This window comes from Pseudomonas sp. P7779, assembly GCF_013386315.1.
GTDB lineage: Bacteria > Pseudomonadota > Gammaproteobacteria > Pseudomonadales > Pseudomonadaceae > Aquipseudomonas.
Genome location: NZ_JACARZ010000061.1, coordinates 66,019 through 82,490, shown reverse-complemented (window position 1 = coordinate 82,490; position 16,472 = coordinate 66,019). Strand labels below are relative to the sequence as shown.

General features: G+C 59.8%; 19 protein-coding genes and 1 pseudogene. 19 read left to right on the top strand and 1 reads right to left on the bottom strand.

What is annotated here, in order from left to right:
- From HX869_RS18270 to flhB, 9 genes are all read left to right on the top strand, one after another.
- Positions 1–770, top strand: a 770-nt coding sequence (locus tag HX869_RS18270; protein ID WP_178903446.1) for a flagellar hook-length control protein FliK, incomplete at its 5' end; no start/stop codon positions are given.
- Between the two features lie 223 nt (positions 771–993).
- Positions 994–1,494: a flagellar basal body-associated protein FliL gene (gene fliL, locus HX869_RS18265; RefSeq protein ID WP_003214560.1), complete on the top strand. Its 501-nt coding sequence runs from the start codon at positions 994–996 to the stop codon at positions 1,492–1,494.
- A gap of 9 nt (positions 1,495–1,503) precedes the next feature.
- A complete protein-coding gene (fliM, locus tag HX869_RS18260; RefSeq protein ID WP_003214559.1) occupies positions 1,504–2,472 on the top strand; it encodes a flagellar motor switch protein FliM in 969 nt (322 codons plus the stop codon).
- A gap of 34 nt (positions 2,473–2,506) precedes the next feature.
- On the top strand, positions 2,507–2,974 hold the full coding sequence (gene fliN, locus HX869_RS18255; RefSeq protein WP_003214557.1) for a flagellar motor switch protein FliN: 468 nt from the start codon (positions 2,507–2,509) through the stop codon (positions 2,972–2,974).
- A 1-nt stretch (position 2,975) separates the two neighbouring features.
- Positions 2,976–3,410, top strand: coding sequence for a flagellar biosynthetic protein FliO (gene fliO / locus HX869_RS18250; RefSeq protein WP_023659254.1), 435 nt, complete (start codon positions 2,976–2,978; stop codon positions 3,408–3,410).
- Positions 3,410–4,153 carry a flagellar type III secretion system pore protein FliP gene (fliP, locus tag HX869_RS18245; protein ID WP_003214554.1) on the top strand — a complete coding sequence of 248 codons (744 nt, stop codon included), beginning with the start codon at positions 3,410–3,412 and terminating at the stop codon, positions 4,151–4,153. The genes fliO and fliP overlap by 1 nt, the downstream gene beginning before the upstream one ends.
- Before the next feature lie 3 nt (positions 4,154–4,156).
- The gene (gene fliQ, locus HX869_RS18240) at positions 4,157–4,426 is read left to right on the top strand and encodes a flagellar biosynthesis protein FliQ (protein ID WP_003214552.1); all 270 of its coding nucleotides are present in this window, start codon (positions 4,157–4,159) and stop codon (positions 4,424–4,426) included.
- Between the two features lie 13 nt (positions 4,427–4,439).
- Positions 4,440–5,216 (top strand): flagellar biosynthetic protein FliR, encoded by a 777-nt coding sequence (fliR, locus tag HX869_RS18235; RefSeq protein WP_003214551.1) that lies wholly within the window; start codon positions 4,440–4,442, stop codon positions 5,214–5,216.
- Between the two features lie 3 nt (positions 5,217–5,219).
- Positions 5,220–6,356, top strand: coding sequence for a flagellar biosynthesis protein FlhB (gene flhB / locus HX869_RS18230; protein ID WP_008430191.1), 1,137 nt, complete (start codon positions 5,220–5,222; stop codon positions 6,354–6,356).
- A gap of 154 nt (positions 6,357–6,510) precedes the next feature.
- On the opposite strand, the gene HX869_RS18225 is transcribed toward flhB, so the two are convergent.
- A complete protein-coding gene (locus HX869_RS18225) occupies positions 6,511–6,813 on the bottom strand; it encodes a DUF6124 family protein (protein ID WP_256347211.1) in 303 nt (100 codons plus the stop codon).
- 262 nt (positions 6,814–7,075) lie between these two features.
- Here HX869_RS18225 and HX869_RS18220 point away from each other — a divergent pair, with 262 nt between their 5' ends.
- The 10 genes and pseudogenes from HX869_RS18220 (at position 7,076) to HX869_RS18175 (ending at position 16,465) form a co-directional block, all read left to right on the top strand.
- The gene (locus tag HX869_RS18220; protein WP_178903445.1) at positions 7,076–8,629 is read left to right on the top strand and encodes an S-type pyocin domain-containing protein; all 1,554 of its coding nucleotides are present in this window, start codon (positions 7,076–7,078) and stop codon (positions 8,627–8,629) included.
- Between the two features lie 6 nt (positions 8,630–8,635).
- Positions 8,636–8,890, top strand: coding sequence for a bacteriocin immunity protein (locus HX869_RS18215; RefSeq protein ID WP_087694328.1), 255 nt, complete (start codon positions 8,636–8,638; stop codon positions 8,888–8,890).
- Between the two features lie 140 nt (positions 8,891–9,030).
- Positions 9,031–9,126: pseudogene (locus tag HX869_RS31595) on the top strand (hypothetical protein); the annotation flags it as partial.
- A gap of 257 nt (positions 9,127–9,383) precedes the next feature.
- The gene (locus tag HX869_RS18205; RefSeq protein ID WP_177027722.1) at positions 9,384–9,590 is read left to right on the top strand and encodes a cold-shock protein; all 207 of its coding nucleotides are present in this window, start codon (positions 9,384–9,386) and stop codon (positions 9,588–9,590) included.
- A gap of 390 nt (positions 9,591–9,980) precedes the next feature.
- Positions 9,981–12,095, top strand: a complete 2,115-nt coding sequence (gene flhA / locus HX869_RS18200; RefSeq protein ID WP_023659255.1) for a flagellar biosynthesis protein FlhA — start codon at positions 9,981–9,983, stop codon at positions 12,093–12,095.
- An 11-nt stretch (positions 12,096–12,106) separates the two neighbouring features.
- Complete coding sequence (gene flhF / locus HX869_RS18195; protein WP_178903444.1) at positions 12,107–13,423, top strand: flagellar biosynthesis protein FlhF; 1,317 nt, start codon at positions 12,107–12,109, stop codon at positions 13,421–13,423.
- A 120-nt stretch (positions 13,424–13,543) separates the two neighbouring features.
- On the top strand, positions 13,544–14,377 hold the full coding sequence (gene fleN, locus HX869_RS18190; RefSeq protein WP_003192912.1) for a flagellar synthesis regulator FleN: 834 nt from the start codon (positions 13,544–13,546) through the stop codon (positions 14,375–14,377).
- The gene (gene fliA, locus HX869_RS18185) at positions 14,374–15,114 is read left to right on the top strand and encodes an RNA polymerase sigma factor FliA (RefSeq protein ID WP_008434817.1); all 741 of its coding nucleotides are present in this window, start codon (positions 14,374–14,376) and stop codon (positions 15,112–15,114) included. Before fleN ends, fliA begins: the two co-directional genes overlap by 4 nt.
- Before the next feature lie 169 nt (positions 15,115–15,283).
- The gene (locus HX869_RS18180; protein WP_005790040.1) at positions 15,284–15,658 is read left to right on the top strand and encodes a chemotaxis response regulator CheY; all 375 of its coding nucleotides are present in this window, start codon (positions 15,284–15,286) and stop codon (positions 15,656–15,658) included.
- Between the two features lie 18 nt (positions 15,659–15,676).
- The gene (locus HX869_RS18175) at positions 15,677–16,465 is read left to right on the top strand and encodes a protein phosphatase CheZ (RefSeq protein ID WP_003214538.1); all 789 of its coding nucleotides are present in this window, start codon (positions 15,677–15,679) and stop codon (positions 16,463–16,465) included.
- Positions 16,466–16,472: the final 7 nt, after the last annotated feature.

Here is a 16,472-nt window from a genome sequence, read left to right as displayed (position 1 = left end):
AGGGCGGACACGTGTCCGCCAGCAGCCAGGCCCCGGCAAAAACCGCCCCGGCCCCGACCCAGGATCAGCCGACCGCCGCGCAAAACTTCGTCACAGGCCTGGCCAATATGGTCGACCAGCAAGCGTCCAAGGACAGCACCGACCAGGGCGGCGACAAAGCCTTTGCCGGTCTGATCGACGGCGGCCTCAAGGATTTGAAGGATGCCAGCAGCGACACCCGTGTCGATGACTTCGCCAACCGCCTCGCCGCGCTGACCCAGGCTGCCACGCCGAAAACTGCGAATGCCCTGCCGCCGGTGGCCAACGCGCCATTGGCCATGCACCAGAGTGGCTGGACCGATGAGGTGGTGAACCGGGTCATGTACCTGTCCAGCGCCAACCTCAAGTCGGCAGAGATCCAGTTGCAGCCCGCTGAGCTGGGTCGCCTGGACATCAGCGTGAAGATGTCCGCCGACCAGCAGGCGCAAGTCACCTTCATGAGCGGCCATGCGGTGGTGCGTGAAGCCCTGGAAAGCCAGTCGGGCCGCCTGCGGGAGATGTTTGCCCAGCAGGGCATGGGCCAGGTCGACGTCAACGTGTCGGACCAGTCCCGTGGCTGGCAGGGGCAGCAGGGCCAGGACCAGCAACAGCAGAACCAGGCTCGCGGCGTCAGCGGCAGTGGCGGGCGGGGTGATGGGATTGATGGCGGCGGTATCGGTGAGGTGGCTGAAGTGGCCGCGCCGGTGGTGCAGTCGGTGATTGGCTCCAGTGCCGTGGACTACTACGCCTGATCCGAGGCCTGGCGATGATCAAAATGTGGGAGCGGGCTTGCTCGCGAATACGGAGTGTCAGTCACCGTTACAGGTGCTGATCCACCGCTTTCGCGAGCAAGCCCGCTCCCACATTGGTTTTGCAGTGTCGGCGAAACCGTGACCGAACTGACAACTCTGGCATAACACTTGCTCTTGCCTTTCCCCAGAACTATGAATCCCAGAATAGTGACGGATTATTGGCATGGCGAAGAGCGACGACGCAGCAAAAGCACCCGCAGGCAAGGGCAAGCTCAAGCTTATCCTGCTGATTGTCCTGGCCTTGTTGCTGGCGATCGGCTTGTCCGTGGGGGCTACCTGGTACTTTATGCACAGTGCCCAGAGCAAACCGGCCGCCACGGCCGAGGTCAACCCCAACGTCAAGCAACCGGCAATCTTCGAGCCGATGCTGCCGGCGTTTGTCGCCAACTTCAATCAGAACGGCCGTCAACGCTACCTGCAGGTGAGCATTACCCTGCTGGCGCGTAACCAGGCAGACCTGGATGCCCTCAAGGTGCACATGCCAGTGATCCGCAATAACCTGGTGATGCTGTTTTCCGCCCAACCCTTCGACACCCTCGCCACCCCGGTGGGCCAGGAAATGCTGCGCCAGAAGGTCACTGCCAGCGTGCAGGAAGTGGCCCAGAAGGAAGTCGGCAAACCTGTGATCGAGCAGGTGCTCTTCACTAATTTCGTATTGCAGTAGGATCACGACATGGCCGTGCAGGACCTGCTGTCCCAGGATGAAATCGATGCGCTGCTCCATGGCGTCGACGATGGTCTGGTACAGACCGAAATGGCTGCCGAGCCCGGCAGCGTCAAAAGCTACGACCTGACCAGCCAGGATCGCATCGTCCGTGGACGCATGCCGACCCTGGAAATGATCAACGAGCGTTTTGCCCGTTACACCCGTATCAGCATGTTCAACATGCTGCGCCGCTCGGCGGACGTGGCGGTGGGCGGTGTGCAGGTGATGAAGTTCGGTGAATACGTGCACTCGCTGTACGTGCCCACCAGCCTCAACCTGGTGAAGATCAAGCCACTGCGCGGCACCGCGCTGTTCATCCTCGACGCCAAGCTGGTGTTCAAGCTGGTGGACAACTTCTTCGGCGGCGATGGCCGTCACGCCAAGATCGAAGGCCGTGAATTCACCCCGACCGAGTTGCGGGTGGTGCGCATGGTGCTGGAGCAGGCCTTCATCGACTTGAAGGAAGCCTGGCAGGCGATCATGGAAGTCAATTTCGAGTACATCAACTCGGAAGTGAACCCGGCCATGGCCAACATCGTCGGCCCCAGCGAAGCCATTGTGGTCTCCACCTTCCACATCGAACTCGATGGCGGCGGCGGCGACCTGCACGTGACCATGCCGTACTCGATGATCGAGCCGGTGCGCGAGATGCTCGATGCCGGTTTCCAGTCCGACCTCGACGACCAGGACGAACGCTGGGTGAAAGCCCTGCGCGAAGACCTGCTGGACGTCGACGTACCCCTGAGCGCCACCGTGGCCCGTCGCCAGCTGCGTTTGCGGGATATTTTGCACATGCAGCCGGGGGATGTAATTCCCGTCGACCTGCCGGAAGAACTGATCATGCGCGCCAACGGCGTGCCGTCGTTCAAGGTCAAGCTCGGTTCTCACAAAGGCAACCTGGCGTTGCAAGTGATCGAACCGATCAACCGTCGCTGATCCACCTTAATTTCTGCTCCGCCGAGGACATGTAATGGCTACCGAACACGAAAACACTTCCGCCGAAGACCAGGCCCTGGCTGACGAGTGGGCGGCTGCCCTGGAAGAAACCGGCGATGTCGGCCAGGACGATATCGATGCACTGCTGGCGGCCGATGCGGCCACCGCACCGGTTGGCAACCGCCTTCCCATGGAAGAGTTCGGCAGCGTGCCGAAGAACAATGACCCGGTGACCCTCGACGGTCCGAACCTGGACGTGATCCTCGACATCCCGGTGTCGATCTCCATGGAAGTCGGCAGCACCGAAATCAACATCCGCAACCTGCTGCAGCTCAACCAGGGGTCGGTGATCGAGCTGGACCGCCTGGCCGGCGAGCCGCTGGACGTGCTGGTCAACGGCACGCTGATCGCCCATGGCGAAGTGGTGGTGGTCAACGAGAAGTTCGGCATCCGCCTGACCGACGTGATCAGCCCGAGCGAACGCATCAAGAAGTTGCGTTGATATGAAGCGCTCATTGGTAGGACTGTTATCGACGCTGCCCTTGAGCGTAATGGCAGCAGAACCGGTTGCCCAGGCGGCTGCGCCGGCACTCGGCAGCGGTGTGGGCGGGCAACTCACCCAGTTGGTGCTGGGGTTGTTGCTGGTGGTGGGGCTGATCTTCGTGCTCGCCTGGGTGCTGCGCCGCGTGCAGCGCATCGGCCCGGGCAATGCCCAGGTCATCGAGCTGGTGGGTTCACGCGCCCTTGGCCCGCGGGACAGGCTGGTGCTGGTGCAGGTCGGCGACGAGCAGATCCTGCTGGGCATCACCCCCGGTCGCATCACCCCGTTGCACGTGCTCAAGTCGCCTGTGGAAGTGGCCCAGACCCAAGCGGCCACGCCGGAATTCGCCCAGCGCCTCATGGAGTTGCTGGGCAAGGATCAGAAGGATAAGAAGTAATGCGCGTTTTATTGACGCTCATGCTGTTGCTGGCAGCGCCGCTGGCGTACGCGGCAGACCCGTTGTCGATCCCGGCGATCACCCTGGGCACTAACGCGGCGGGCGCGCAGGAGTATTCGGTCAGCCTGCAGATCCTGCTGATCATGACCGCGCTGAGCTTCATCCCCGCGTTCGTGATGCTGATGACCAGCTTCACCCGCATCATCATCGTGTTCTCGATCCTGCGTCAGGCCCTCGGCCTGCAACAGACGCCGTCGAACCAGATCCTCACCGGCATGGCGCTGTTCCTGACGCTGTTCATCATGGCGCCGGTGTTCGACAAGGTGAACCAGCAAGCCCTGCAACCGTACCTGGCGGAGAAAATGACCGCCCAGGATGCGATCGACAAGGCCCAGGGCCCGATCAAGGATTTCATGCTGTCGCAGACCCGTTCCAGCGATCTTGAGTTGTTTGTGCGGTTGTCCAAGCGTACCGACATCGCCAGCCCCGACATGGCGCCGCTGACCATCCTGGTGCCGGCGTTCGTGACCTCGGAGTTGAAGACCGCGTTCCAGATCGGCTTCATGATCTTCATTCCGTTCCTGATCATCGACCTCGTCGTGGCGAGTGTGCTGATGGCCATGGGTATGATGATGCTGTCGCCGCTGATCATTTCGCTGCCGTTCAAGATCATGCTGTTTGTGTTGGTGGACGGGTGGGCGCTGATTATCGGCACCCTGGCCGGCAGTTTCGGTGGGGTGTAGGCCATGACGCCAGAAGTAGCAGTCGACCTGTTTCGCGAAGCCCTGTGGCTGACCACCATGATGGTCGCCGTACTGGTGGTGCCGAGCCTGTTGGTGGGCCTGTTGGTGGCGATGTTCCAGGCCGCGACCCAGATCAACGAACAGACCCTGAGCTTTTTGCCGCGCCTGCTGGTGATGCTGATCACCCTGATCGTCGCCGGCCCGTGGCTGGTGCAAACCTTCATGGAATACATCCTGCAGCTGTACGGCAGTATTCCGCAGTTGATCGGCTGACCCCGTGAATTCGATGCTGGCCTTGACCGACACCCAGATCAGCACCTGGGTGGCCTCGTTCATCCTGCCGTTGTTCCGGGTCACGGCCGTGCTGATGACCATGCCGGTGTTCGGCACCACCCTGGTACCACGGCGCATCCGCCTGTATTTCGCGGTGGCGATCACCGTGGTCATCGTGCCGGGCTTGCCGCCGATGCCACCGGTGAATGCCCTGGACCTCAGTGCAATGATGTTGATCGCCGAGCAAATCATCATCGGCGCCTTGCTGGGCTTCTCCCTGACGCTGTTCTTCCAGGCCTTCGTGATCGCCGGGCAGATCATCTCGATCCAGATGGGCATGGGCTTCGCGTCCATGGTCGACCCTACCAACGGCGTGTCGGTGGCGGTGATCGGGCAATTCCTGACGATGCTGGTGACCTTGCTGTTCCTGGCCATGAACGGCCACCTGGTGGTGTTCGAGGTGATGACCGAAAGCTTCACCACCTTGCCGGTGGGCAGCGGGTTGGTGGTCAATCATTTCTGGGAACTGGTGGGGCGCTTGAGCTGGGTGCTCGGTGCATCCTTGCTGCTGGTATTGCCGGCGATCACTGCGCTGCTGGTGGTCAACATCGCCTTTGGCGTGATGACCCGGGCGGCGCCGCAGTTGAACATCTTCTCCATCGGTTTCCCGTTGACCCTGGTGCTGGGCATGGGGATTTTCTGGGTCGGCATGGCTGACATTCTCAATCAGTATCAACCGCTGGCGACCGACGCCTTGCAGTTTTTACGTGACTTGGCGCGGGCGCGGTAAGCCATGGCCGAGAGCGAGAGTGGCCAGGACAAGACAGAAGACCCCACGGAGAAACGTAAAAAGGACTCCCGGGAAAAGGGCGAGATTGCCCGCTCCAAAGAGCTCAACACCCTGGCGATCATGCTCGCCGGTTCCGGCGGCCTGCTGATCTATGGCGGTGGCCTGGCCCTGGACCTGATGGAGTTGATGCGCCTGAATTTCTCCCTGCCCCGCGACGTGCTGCTGAGCCCGGGGGCCATGGGCTTGTACCTGCTGCACTCGGGCAAGATCGCGATCCTCGCGGTACAGCCGATCCTCATCACCTTGTTGCTGGCGGCCCTGATCGGCCCGATTTCCCTCGGCGGCTGGCTGTTTGCCGCCGGCAGCCTGGCGCCCAAATTCAGCCGGATGAACCCGGCGGCCGGGCTCAAGCGGATGTTTTCCACCAAGGCCCTGGTGGAACTGCTCAAGGCCTTGGCCAAGTTCATCCTGATCCTGTTTGTGGCGTTGACGGTGTTGTCGTCCGACATCGACGACCTGCTGCGCATCGCCCATGAGCCGATCGAGCTGGCGATCATCCACAGTGTGCAAGTGGTGGGCTGGAGTTCGCTGTGGATGGCCTGCGGGTTGATCATCATTGCCGCGGTGGATGCGCCGATCCAGCTGTGGGAAAGCCACAAGAAACTGCTGATGACCAAGCAGGAAGTGCGCGACGAGCACAAGGACCAGGAAGGCCGGCCCGAGGTCAAGCAGCGGATTCGCCAGCTGCAGCGCGAGATGTCCCAGCGCAAGATGATGGCCTCGGTGCCCGATGCCGATGTGGTCATCACCAACCCGACCCACTACGCCGTGGCGCTCAAGTACGACCCGGAGAAGGGTGGGGCGCCGATGTTGCTGGCCAAGGGCAGTGATTTCACGGCGTTGAAAATCCGCGAGATTGCGGTAGCCAATGACATCCTGCTGCTGGAATCGCCGGAGTTGGCGCGGTCGATCTTCTACTCCACCGACCTGGACCAGGAAATTCCGGCCGGGTTGTATCTGGCGGTGGCTCAGGTGTTGGCGTACGTGTATCAGATCCGCCAGTACCGGGCGGGCAAGGGCAAGCGGCCGGATCCGCTCAAAGACCTGCCGATTCCACCGGATTTGCGTCGGGATTCCTGATTTTGTAGCGTCCCTCCTGGCCTCTTCGCGAGCAAGCCCGCTCCCACATTTGACCGTGTATATCCTGTAGAAACGCGGTCAAATGTGGGAGCGGGCTTGCTCGCGAAGGCGTCCGCCCAGGCAACAAAAAATCTCGCATTGCCTATGGCAACGTTTAAGTCGCCGGCAAGGGCGCTATGTCATCCAGCACTCGATCAGCCAGCAACCGCCCCACCTCGATTAACTGTGCAATCCCCAGCGCGCCTTCCCGCCGCGATCCTTCCAGTTCAAAGGCAAAGTCGCAGGTCAGCGCATGGGCTGAAGCCAGTGTTTCGGTGAGGTTGACCAGCAGGTCTTCGGTACTGATGCCGTCGATGACGCTGAATAGCACGACGGGGGCGTTGTGGGAGGAGGAATAGCTATCTTCGATAGCGCCTTTTTCGGCGTTGCGCAGGTTATGGGAAGTTGTTTTGGTCATGGTGACGCTCCTGGAGAATATGCTGGAGGTACCCTGAATTCACTCGGGCCGCGACGCCCGCCCGCTGCGTTTGCAGCGGTGTCCGAAGACTAGAGATCGACTTTCCCACCAGCAACCCTAAATACCTGTCGGACGTTTCGCTTTCCATCCCATAGCTAGCCGAACGGTCAGTTGTTTGGTTTAGCGTCGCTCAGCAACATCCCTTCCCGTGCCAAAGCATAAACCTCGAAATCACGGATACGCGTTGCTAAGGGACTTTGTTATGTGGGACCGACTCATTCGCTGGCAAGATCGTGAGCGATTAGGGATTGGTTTTGAAAAGATCGAATCTCCATTTTTTGCGGTCGGTCATGTCCGTTGGTCTTTGGAGAGAGACCTGCATATGACGGGGCTGGATGAATTGAAAACCGCCTTTGGTTGCTACGGCGTTTATCGTAATAGGTTATCTGAGTTTAAATTGCGCCAGATGCTAGAGGCGGTAGAGCATGGGAACTGGTTCCTGGTGCTGGATGAGCCGTTCAGTCCATTGAGCCAAGACACAAGCGGCCGGTGGTGGAGGGGGCTGGAAAGTGGCTACCACCCGGCACGTGCGCAAGAGAGGTCAGAGTCGCCACCTGCTGAGCCAATCGGGGCGCTGCCAAGGCCTGCACCTATTGAAAAGCAATTGGCCTGTACCTTTACCAAACCCTGTACGTTGCCTGATGGTGCGATTGACTACACGAATTTCAGTGGGGCGATTCCCACCTTGGCCGTCGGCGACTACGGCACCTTCGCCCTGCTGGGTGGGCGTGAGGCGGACGCTGCGGGCACCATCGTTCTCAAGAAAATCAGGGGCAACCAGTTGCCGGCAGCGCTCGGAACGCTGCGATTGGGTGGGGCGGCGACGACTACAGGAGCCTCCTGTGGAGGTCTTTGTACTGCGGCAGCCGGTGCTGTAACGACGGGTGTTGCCAGCAGCGCATTGGCCGGTCTGGTTGCGTTGCTTTGGCCTTCGAGCCTTGGCGACAGTAGCTTGTACACGGACGAACAGCTCCATTCGATGAAAAATGGCCGTACGCGGCTTCGGTTGTATGTAGAGCAACAAGCTGATGGGGCCTTGAAGGGGTATGGATACAACACCCAGAAACGCCCTGACTGGGAAATGATACCGGTTGTGCAGTTTCAGGCGCGGGGCGCCCAACAAGTGGCCGACTTTGGTGATGGGGTGACCCTGATCTGGACGCCGGCGGTTGATCCGTCCAGCACCTCCGGTATTCCGCCATTGGAGGGCGCACCGCAGGCTCCGAACATCTGGATTTACCCGCCGACCGAGCAAGCGGATAACATCATCGTCAACCCGATTTACCCGCCTGAATACAAGGATTTTATTCTCGTGTTTCCGGCGGATTCGGGTGTGAAGCCGCTGTATATCGTGATGAATGTGCGCCTTCAGCCAGGGGTTGTGACGGGGCGGGGGCAGGATGTAGCAGGTCCCTGGTTAGCGGGTGCTGGTGCGGGGCTCGGAGCGCCCATTCCGACACGAATCGCTGATCAATTGCGGGGAAAGAACTTCGGCAGTTTTGATTCGTTTCGGAAGGCGTTCTGGATGGCTATAAGCAATGATCCTGAGTTGTTGGGTCAGCTAAGTCAGAGTGCTCGGGATCGTTTATCGACCGGAAATGCTCCTGTTGTTCGGGACAAGGATTCTGTGGGCCAAAGAAGTACTTACGAAATACATCATATCGAGCGCATTGCTGATGGCGGTGCCGTTTATGACGTGGACAATCTAGGGGTAAACACCCCGAAAAATCATATTGATCTTCACAGGAGGTCGTAAGTAGATATGGCAAATATTACTGATTACACAGAAGAAGAATTTGTAAGCCTTATCAATCAAATACTAATCGCCAACAAGGGGGGGACTGATGCCGAGCTGGGTGGATTGATTGAGCAATTTCGGCAGATCTCTGGGCATCCGGATGGTTCTGACTTAATTTTCTACCCTGCGCCGAGTAACGATAGCTCTGCCGAAGGAGTTGCTCTGACAGTGAAGGCGTGGCGTGCTGCTCATGGTTTGCCGGGCTTCAAAGATGCTTGATACCCCACACTGTAGGAGCGAGCTTGCTCGCGAAGTTCGTTAACGATAACGCGTGCTTGCTGGGTAAACGCGGCGCCCTTGAGTTTTTCGCGAGCAATCATCCACTGCGTGCAAGTGGTGGTCTGGAGTTCGCGCGCGACGTGTATCAGATCCGCCTATACCGCGCGGGCAAGGGCAAGCGGCCGGATCCGCTCAAAGACCTGCCGATTCCGCCGGATTTGCGTCGGGATTCCTGAGTTTTGTAGTGCCTCTGCTGGCCTCTTCGCGAGCAAGCCCGCTCCCACATTCGACCGCGTTTCTACAGGCTGTACACGGTCAAATGTGGGAGCGGGCTTGCTCGCGAAGGCGTCCTGACATCCACCTTATCCCTCCAGCCAAACCCCTCTACCTGTCAACTTTGACAGTAGCCATGCCCCTGCCTTTAGCGGTTTGATTGAGGTGATGAGGCTGGCTGCGCTATGCAGTCTGCGCACGAGATGTCGGGAGAACGGCAATGGCAAGGGTTACAGGCACGGTCAAATGGTTCAACACAGAAAAGGGCTTTGGCTTTATCAAGCAAGAAGGCGGCGAAGATCTTTTTGTCCACTTCTCGGCCATTCAGAGCGACGGTTTCAAGACGCTTGAAGAAGGCCAGGCCGTTGAGTTCGAGGTGGTGCAAGGTCCAAAAGGACTGCAAGCGGAAAAGGTTCGTCTGGTCTAGGCAGGGACTGATCGTTCCCGCGCAGGGAGCGATCAGCCTTTGACGGCAATGCAACCCTAAATACCTGTCGGACGTTTCGCCATCTCCCGCGAACGAGCTTGTGTGGCGAGGGAGCTTGCTCCCGCTGGGGTGCGAAGCGTCCCCAATAAAGCTAGCGCGGTGAATCAGGCAAAGCGCGCAAGCCGTTCCGGGGCTGCTGCGCAGCCCAGCGGGAGCAAGCTCCCTCGCCACAGGTGATGTGTGTACGGCGGTAGCCCTTCGCTGTCCGTGAGACCGATCTGCTTCCTCAAGCAAAAGTTGGAAGGCTTCTTGCAATACCGCCTCCAGGACGCTTCCCGGCGTCAAAAGTTTGCTTCAAGGAAACGAGGAATACCGGTGGATCGCTCTCAAATGCTCAGCACGGCCCGTGGCACCCTGACTGACCTCTCGCGAGGCAATCTGGGTGTGCCGTTGTTGTTGCTGGTGATGCTGGCAATGATGATGTTGCCGATGCCGCCGTTCCTGCTGGATGTGTTCTTCACCTTCAACATTGCGCTGTCGGTCGTCGTGTTGCTGGTGTGCGTATACGCCCTGCGGCCGCTGGATTTCGCGGTATTCCCGACCATCCTGCTGATCGCCACCCTGCTGCGGCTGGCGCTTAACGTGGCTTCCACCCGGGTGGTGATGCTCCACGGGCAGGACGGCCACGCCGCCGCGGGCAAGGTGATCCAGGCCTTCGGCGAGGTGGTGATCGGCGGTAACTACGTGGTCGGTATCGTGGTTTTTGCGATCTTGATGATCATCAACTTTGTGGTCGTGACCAAGGGCGCCGGGCGGATTTCCGAGGTGAGCGCGCGTTTTACCCTCGACGCGATGCCCGGCAAGCAGATGGCGATCGACGCCGACCTCAACGCCGGCCTGATCGACCAGAACCAGGCCAAGGCCCGTCGCCTTGAAGTCGCCCAGGAAGCCGAGTTCTACGGTTCTATGGACGGTGCCAGCAAATTCGTGCGCGGCGACGCCATCGCCGGCCTGTTGATTCTGTTTATCAACCTGATCGGCGGCATGGCGGTCGGCATCTTCCAGCACGGCATGACCTTCGGCGACGCCGGCAAGGTTTACGCCCTGCTGACCATCGGTGACGGTTTAGTGGCGCAATTGCCATCACTGTTGTTATCTACAGCTGCGGCGATCATGGTGACCCGTGCTTCGGGCTCCGAAGACATGGGCAAGCAGATCAGCCGGCAGATGTTTGCCTCGCCCAAGGCGCTGGCGGTGGCGGCAGGCATCATGGCGATCATGGGCATCGTGCCGGGCATGCCCCATGTCTCGTTCCTGAGCATGGCCGCCATGGCCGCCGGCGGTGCCTACCTGTTCTGGAAAAAACAAAACAACATCAAGGTGATTGCCCAGCAGGAAGTGGCGCGCCAGCAGGAGCTGCTGCCATCGCCGGCCCGCGCCCTGGAAACCAAGGAACTGGGCTGGGACGACGTGACCCCGATCGACATGATCGGCCTGGAAGTCGGCTACCGCCTGATTCCTCTGGTGGATCGCAACCAGGGTGGGCAATTGCTGGCGCGGATCAAGGGTGTGCGCAAGAAGTTGTCCCAGGACCTGGGCTTCCTGATGCCCACCGTGCACATTCGCGACAACCTCGACCTGGCCCCGAGCGCCTACCGCCTGACCCTGATGGGGGTGATTCTGGCCGAGGCCGAGATCTACCCGGACCGCGAACTGGCGATCAACCCGGGCCAGGTGTTTGGCAGCCTCAACGGGATTACCGCCAAAGATCCGGCTTTTGGCCTGGAAGCGGTATGGATCGAAATCAGCCAGCGCAGCCAGGCGCAGTCGCTGGGCTACACCGTGGTCGACGCCAGCACCGTGGTCGCCACCCACCTCAACCAGATTCTGTACAAGCACTCCCACGAGCTGATTGGCCACGAAGAAGTCCAGCAACTCTTGCAATTGCTGGCCAAGGCCTCGCCAAAACTCGCCGAAGAGCTGGTACCGGGTGTGCTGTCCACCTCGCAACTGCTCAAGGTGCTGCAAGCGCTGTTGGCCGAGCAGGTGCCGGTGCGGGACATTCGCAGCATTGCCGAAGCTATCGCCAACAATGCCGCCAAGAGTCAAGATACTGCCGCCCTGGTGGCCGCAGTGCGCGTCGGATTGTCGCGTGCAATCGTCCAAAGCATTGTAGGGCTTGACTCCGAGCTGCCTGTTATCACCTTGGAACCAAGGTTGGAACAAATATTGCTCAATAGTATTCAGAAGGCTGGGCAGGGCGCGGATGAAGGCGTGTTGCTGGAGCCAAGCATGGCAGAGAAGCTGCAGCGTTCGTTGATCGAAGCCGCGCAGCGCCAGGAAATGGAAGGCCATCCGGTGATCCTGCTGGTGGCTGGCCCCGTCCGGGCGATGTTGTCGCGGTTTGGACGCCTGGCTATACCGAATTTGCACGTATTGGCTTACCAGGAAATTCCTGACAATAAGCAAGTGACTATCGTCGCGACAGTAGGGCCCAACGGCTGAGGTAGTGGGATATGCAAGTGAAGCGTTTTTTCGCCGCCGATATGCGTCAGGCCATGAAACTGGTACGTGATGAGTTGGGCGCCGACGCTGCGATTATCGGTAACCGTCGTATTGCAGGCGGTGTGGAGCTGACGGCTGCCCTGGATTACAAACCCTCGGCCCTGGCGCCGCGCGTGCCGAACATGGAACTGGAAGACGAGCTGCGCAAGACCGCTTCGCGCATTGTCTCGGCCCAGGCTGAACTGAGCATGCGTGGCGACAGCGACGCCTCCACCAATCGCCAGCTGTTTGCCGGGCTGCCGTTGACCGCGTCCGAGCCGCTGGTAGAGCCGACTTTTGTTGAACCACCGCGTCCTGCTGCGCCATCCCCGGCGCCGGCGGTAGACCAGCGGGTGTTCGACTCGATGCGCTTTGAACTCAACGGCCTGCGTGAACTGCTGGAAGTGCAGCTGGGTTCGCTGGCCTGGAACCAGTTGCAGGGCAGCCAGCCACAACAGGCCAACCTGTGGCGTCGCCTGCAACGCATTGGCCTGTCCGGCCCGTTGTCCCGCGACCTGCTGCAACTGACCACGCAAATTGAAGAGCCTCGCCAGGCCTGGCGCATGCTCCTGGCCCACCTGGCGCGGATGATCGTCACCCCGGAAATCGAACCCCTGGAAGAAGGCGGTGTGATTGCCATGGTCGGCCCGGCCGGCATGGGCAAGACCACCACCCTGGCCAAGCTGGCCGCACGTTACGTGCTCAAGTACGGCGCCCAGAACATCGCGCTGGTGAGCATGGACAGCTACCGCATCGGCGCCCAGGAACAACTCAAGACCCTGGGCCGCATCCTCAATGTGCCGGTGACCCACGTCGACCCGGGCCAGTCCCTGGCCAACGCCCTCGACCCACTGCTGCGCAAGCGCGTAGTGCTGATCGACACCGCCGGCCTGCAAGCCAGCGACCCGGCCCTGCGCATGCAGCTGGAAAGCCTGGCCGGACGCGGGATCAAATCCAGAAACTATTTGGTGCTTGCCACTACCAGCCAGAAGCAGGTATTGACCGCCGCCTACCACAGCTACAAGCGCTGCGGGCTGGCGGGTTGCATCCTGACTAAACTGGATGAGACGGCAAGCCTGGGCGAAGTATTGAGCCTGGCAATCAGTCATGAATTACCGGTCGCCTACCTGACCGACGGGCCGCGGATCCCGGATGATCTGCATCTGCCGCGCCGTCATCAGTTGGTCAGCCGGGCTGTCAGCGTGCAAATGCAGGAAGAACCCAGTGAGGAAGCTATGGCTGACATGTTTGCTGACCTCTACCACAGCCCGAACAAGCGAGTTGGCTGAGGCATCATGGCTTTCTATTTAAAAATGACAGTGAAAAGTATCTACATCGATGGCCTGCCAGCAGTTCGCGCGGCCAACTTATGTAGCCTGCGTCTAAGCAAGACAAGGTAAAGAAATAAAATGGGCAGCATGCATCCCGTACAGGTGATCGCGGTGACCGGCGGCAAAGGTGGCGTCGGGAAAACTAACGTGTCAGTGAATTTGTCCCTGGCCCTGGCAGAGCTTGGCCGTCGCGTCATGCTGCTGGATGCTGACCTGGGGCTGGCGAACGTCGACGTTCTGCTGGGACTGACGCCCAAACATACCCTGGCCGATGTGATTGAAGGCCGCTGTGAGCTGCGCGACGTACTGTTGCAAGGCCCCGGCGGGATTCGCATCGTGCCGGCGGCTTCCGGCACCCAGAGCATGGTGCACCTGAGTCCGGCGCAACATGCCGGCCTGATTCAGGCGTTCAGCGACATTGGCGACAACCTCGACGTACTGGTGATCGACACCGCCGCCGGGATCGGCGAGTCGGTGGTCAGTTTCGTGCGCGCAGCCCAGGAAGTGTTGCTGGTGGTGTGCGACGAACCCACCTCGATCACCGACGCCTACGCCCTGATCAAACTGCTCAACCGCGACTACGGCATGAACCGCTTCCGCGTGCTGGCCAACATGGCCCAAAGCCCGCAGGAAGGGCGGAATCTGTTCGCCAAGTTGACCAAGGTCACGGATCGCTTCCTCGATGTCGCCTTACAATACGTTGGCGCAGTTCCTTACGACGAGTGTGTGCGCAAGGCCGTGCAAAAGCAGCGTGCGGTCTATGAAGCGTTCCCTCGTTCGAAGTGCGCATTGGCGTTCAAGGCTATTGCCCAGAAGGTCGATACCTGGCCGTTGCCCGCCAATCCCCGGGGGCATCTGGAGTTTTTCGTCGAGCGATTGGTGCATCAGACGAGCGCAGGACCGGTGCTATGACAGCCAGCGGCTACAACCTTTACAAGAAGTCGGCACGTGACAGTCAAGTCGAATTGATCGAGCGCTATGCGCCCCTGGTCAAGCGCATTGCCTATCACCTGCTGGCGCGCTTGCCTGCCAGCGTGCAGGTCGAAGACTTGATCCAGGCCGGGATGATCGGCCTGCTTGAAGTGTCGACCAAGTACGACGCGAGCAAGGGCGCGAGTTTCGAGACATACGCGGGTATCCGTATCCGTGGGGCCATGCTCGATGAAGTGCGTAAAGGTGATTGGGCGCCGCGATCAGTGCACCGCAATACGCGGATGGTGAGTGACGCAATTCGCTCAATTGAAGCAAAAACCGGTCGCGACGCTAAAGATCATGAAGTTGCGGCCGAACTCCAATTGAGTCTCGACGATTACTACGGGATTTTGAACGATACCTTGGGCAGCCGGCTGTTCAGTTTCGACGACCTTTTACAGGACGGCGAACATGAAGGGCTGCACGAGGACGGCGCGAGTGCCCATCTCGAACCGTCACGGGACCTGGAAGATGAACGCTTCCAGAGCGCGCTGGCGGACGCGATAGCCAATTTGCCGGAGCGTGAGCGACTGGTGTTGGCGCTGTACTACGACGAAGAGCTGAACCTCAAGGAAATCGGTGAGGTCCTGGGAGTCAGCGAATCGCGGGTCAGCCAGTTACACAGCCAGTGCGCGGCCCGCTTGCGGGGGCGTTTGGGAGAGTGGCGAGCGCGCTGACAGGCAGTGTGGGGACACTGCGAACGATACCGTCCAGGCCCTGCGCCCGGACGGGCTTGGCCCGTGGTGCCCCCCGGTAGTCCTTTTTGTGTAACGCCTGTTGATTGATATGGCGCGCCCAGGTGCTGGGCGCGTTTAAGACTGCTTGGAGGTCGAATTGGACAAGAACATGAAAATCCTCATCGTTGATGACTTCTCAACGATGCGGCGGATCATAAAAAACCTGTTGCGTGACCTTGGGTTCACTAACACGGTCGAGGCGGATGACGGTATTACGGCGATTCCGATCCTCAACAGCGGGAGCATCGACTTTCTGGTAACGGACTGGAACATGCCGGGCATGACCGGTATCGATCTGCTGCGCCACGTGCGCGCTGATGAAAAACTGCGCAGCCTGCCTGTGCTGATGGTGACCGCTGAAGCCAAGCGTGAACAGATCATCGAAGCCGCCCAGGCCGGGGTCAACGGCTACGTGGTCAAGCCATTCACTGCACTGGCCTTGAAAGAGAAGATCGAAAAGATCTTCGAACGCATCGGTCATTGATGCTGCCACGGGGGAGCTATGGAGCATAAAGAATCATCGCAGGCCGACTTTGAGTCGACCCTGAAAAAACATGCTCATCAACTCGTCGAAAGCCTTGAAAGAGGCCAGTTCGGCGACGCGGTGCAGTTGATCCATGAGCTCAACCAGACCCGTGACCGCGGCCTGTACCAGGAAGTGGGCAAGCTCACCCGTGAGTTGCACAGTGCGATAGTCAATTTTCAGATTGACCCGCACATGCCCCAGGCCGAGGAAATCTCGCAGATCACGGATGCCACCGAACGCCTGTCCTACGTGGTCAGGCTGACTGAGGCGGCGGCCAACCGCACCATGGACCTGGTGGAAAACGCCACGCCTCTGGTCAACGGTATGGCCAGTGAAGCCAAGGCCCTGAGCACTGACTGGGGCCGGTTCATGCGTCGGGAAGTGGGCGCTGAGGAGTTTCGTGAGCTGGCGCGTCGGGTCGAGGGCTTTTTGTCCCGCAGCGAGCAGGAAAACCGCACGGTTTCCAGCAACCTCAATGACATTCTGCTGGCCCAGGATTACCAGGACCTCACCGGTCAGGTGATCAAGCGTGTGACCCAACTGGTCACCGAAGTGGAAAGCAACCTGCTCAAACTGGTGTTGATGGCGGGCCAGGTCGACCGGTTTGCCGGCATCGAACATGACCGCGCAGCGATCCTTTCTGAAAAAGATCCACAAAAACACCTCGCCAAGGGTGAAGGTCCGCAGATTCATGCCGATAAACGTGAAGACGTTGTATCCGGGCAAGACGACGTAGACGATTTGCTGTCCAGTTTAGGCTTCTAAGGAGCAC

What these genes read in the sequence shown, in the direction of transcription:
- fliL (WP_003214560.1), top strand. Translation starts at nt 994, where the DNA reads ATGGCGAAGAGCGACGACGCAGCAAAAGCACCCGCAGGCAAGGGCAAG.
- fliM (WP_003214559.1), top strand. Translation starts at nt 1,504, where the DNA reads ATGGCCGTGCAGGACCTGCTGTCCCAGGATGAAATCGATGCGCTGCTC.
- fliN (WP_003214557.1), top strand. Translation starts at nt 2,507, where the DNA reads ATGGCTACCGAACACGAAAACACTTCCGCCGAAGACCAGGCCCTGGCT.
- fliO (WP_023659254.1), top strand. Translation starts at nt 2,976, where the DNA reads ATGAAGCGCTCATTGGTAGGACTGTTATCGACGCTGCCCTTGAGCGTA.
- fliP (WP_003214554.1), top strand. Translation starts at nt 3,410, where the DNA reads ATGCGCGTTTTATTGACGCTCATGCTGTTGCTGGCAGCGCCGCTGGCG.
- fliQ (WP_003214552.1), top strand. Translation starts at nt 4,157, where the DNA reads ATGACGCCAGAAGTAGCAGTCGACCTGTTTCGCGAAGCCCTGTGGCTG.
- fliR (WP_003214551.1), top strand. Translation starts at nt 4,440, where the DNA reads ATGCTGGCCTTGACCGACACCCAGATCAGCACCTGGGTGGCCTCGTTC.
- flhB (WP_008430191.1), top strand. Translation starts at nt 5,220, where the DNA reads ATGGCCGAGAGCGAGAGTGGCCAGGACAAGACAGAAGACCCCACGGAG.
- HX869_RS18225 (WP_256347211.1), bottom strand. Translation starts at nt 6,813, where the DNA reads ATGACCAAAACAACTTCCCATAACCTGCGCAACGCCGAAAAAGGCGCT.
- HX869_RS18220 (WP_178903445.1), top strand. Translation starts at nt 7,076, where the DNA reads ATGTGGGACCGACTCATTCGCTGGCAAGATCGTGAGCGATTAGGGATT.
- HX869_RS18215 (WP_087694328.1), top strand. Translation starts at nt 8,636, where the DNA reads ATGGCAAATATTACTGATTACACAGAAGAAGAATTTGTAAGCCTTATC.
- HX869_RS18205 (WP_177027722.1), top strand. Translation starts at nt 9,384, where the DNA reads ATGGCAAGGGTTACAGGCACGGTCAAATGGTTCAACACAGAAAAGGGC.
- flhA (WP_023659255.1), top strand. Translation starts at nt 9,981, where the DNA reads ATGCTCAGCACGGCCCGTGGCACCCTGACTGACCTCTCGCGAGGCAAT.
- flhF (WP_178903444.1), top strand. Translation starts at nt 12,107, where the DNA reads ATGCAAGTGAAGCGTTTTTTCGCCGCCGATATGCGTCAGGCCATGAAA.
- fleN (WP_003192912.1), top strand. Translation starts at nt 13,544, where the DNA reads ATGGGCAGCATGCATCCCGTACAGGTGATCGCGGTGACCGGCGGCAAA.
- fliA (WP_008434817.1), top strand. Translation starts at nt 14,374, where the DNA reads ATGACAGCCAGCGGCTACAACCTTTACAAGAAGTCGGCACGTGACAGT.
- HX869_RS18180 (WP_005790040.1), top strand. Translation starts at nt 15,284, where the DNA reads ATGAAAATCCTCATCGTTGATGACTTCTCAACGATGCGGCGGATCATA.
- HX869_RS18175 (WP_003214538.1), top strand. Translation starts at nt 15,677, where the DNA reads ATGGAGCATAAAGAATCATCGCAGGCCGACTTTGAGTCGACCCTGAAA.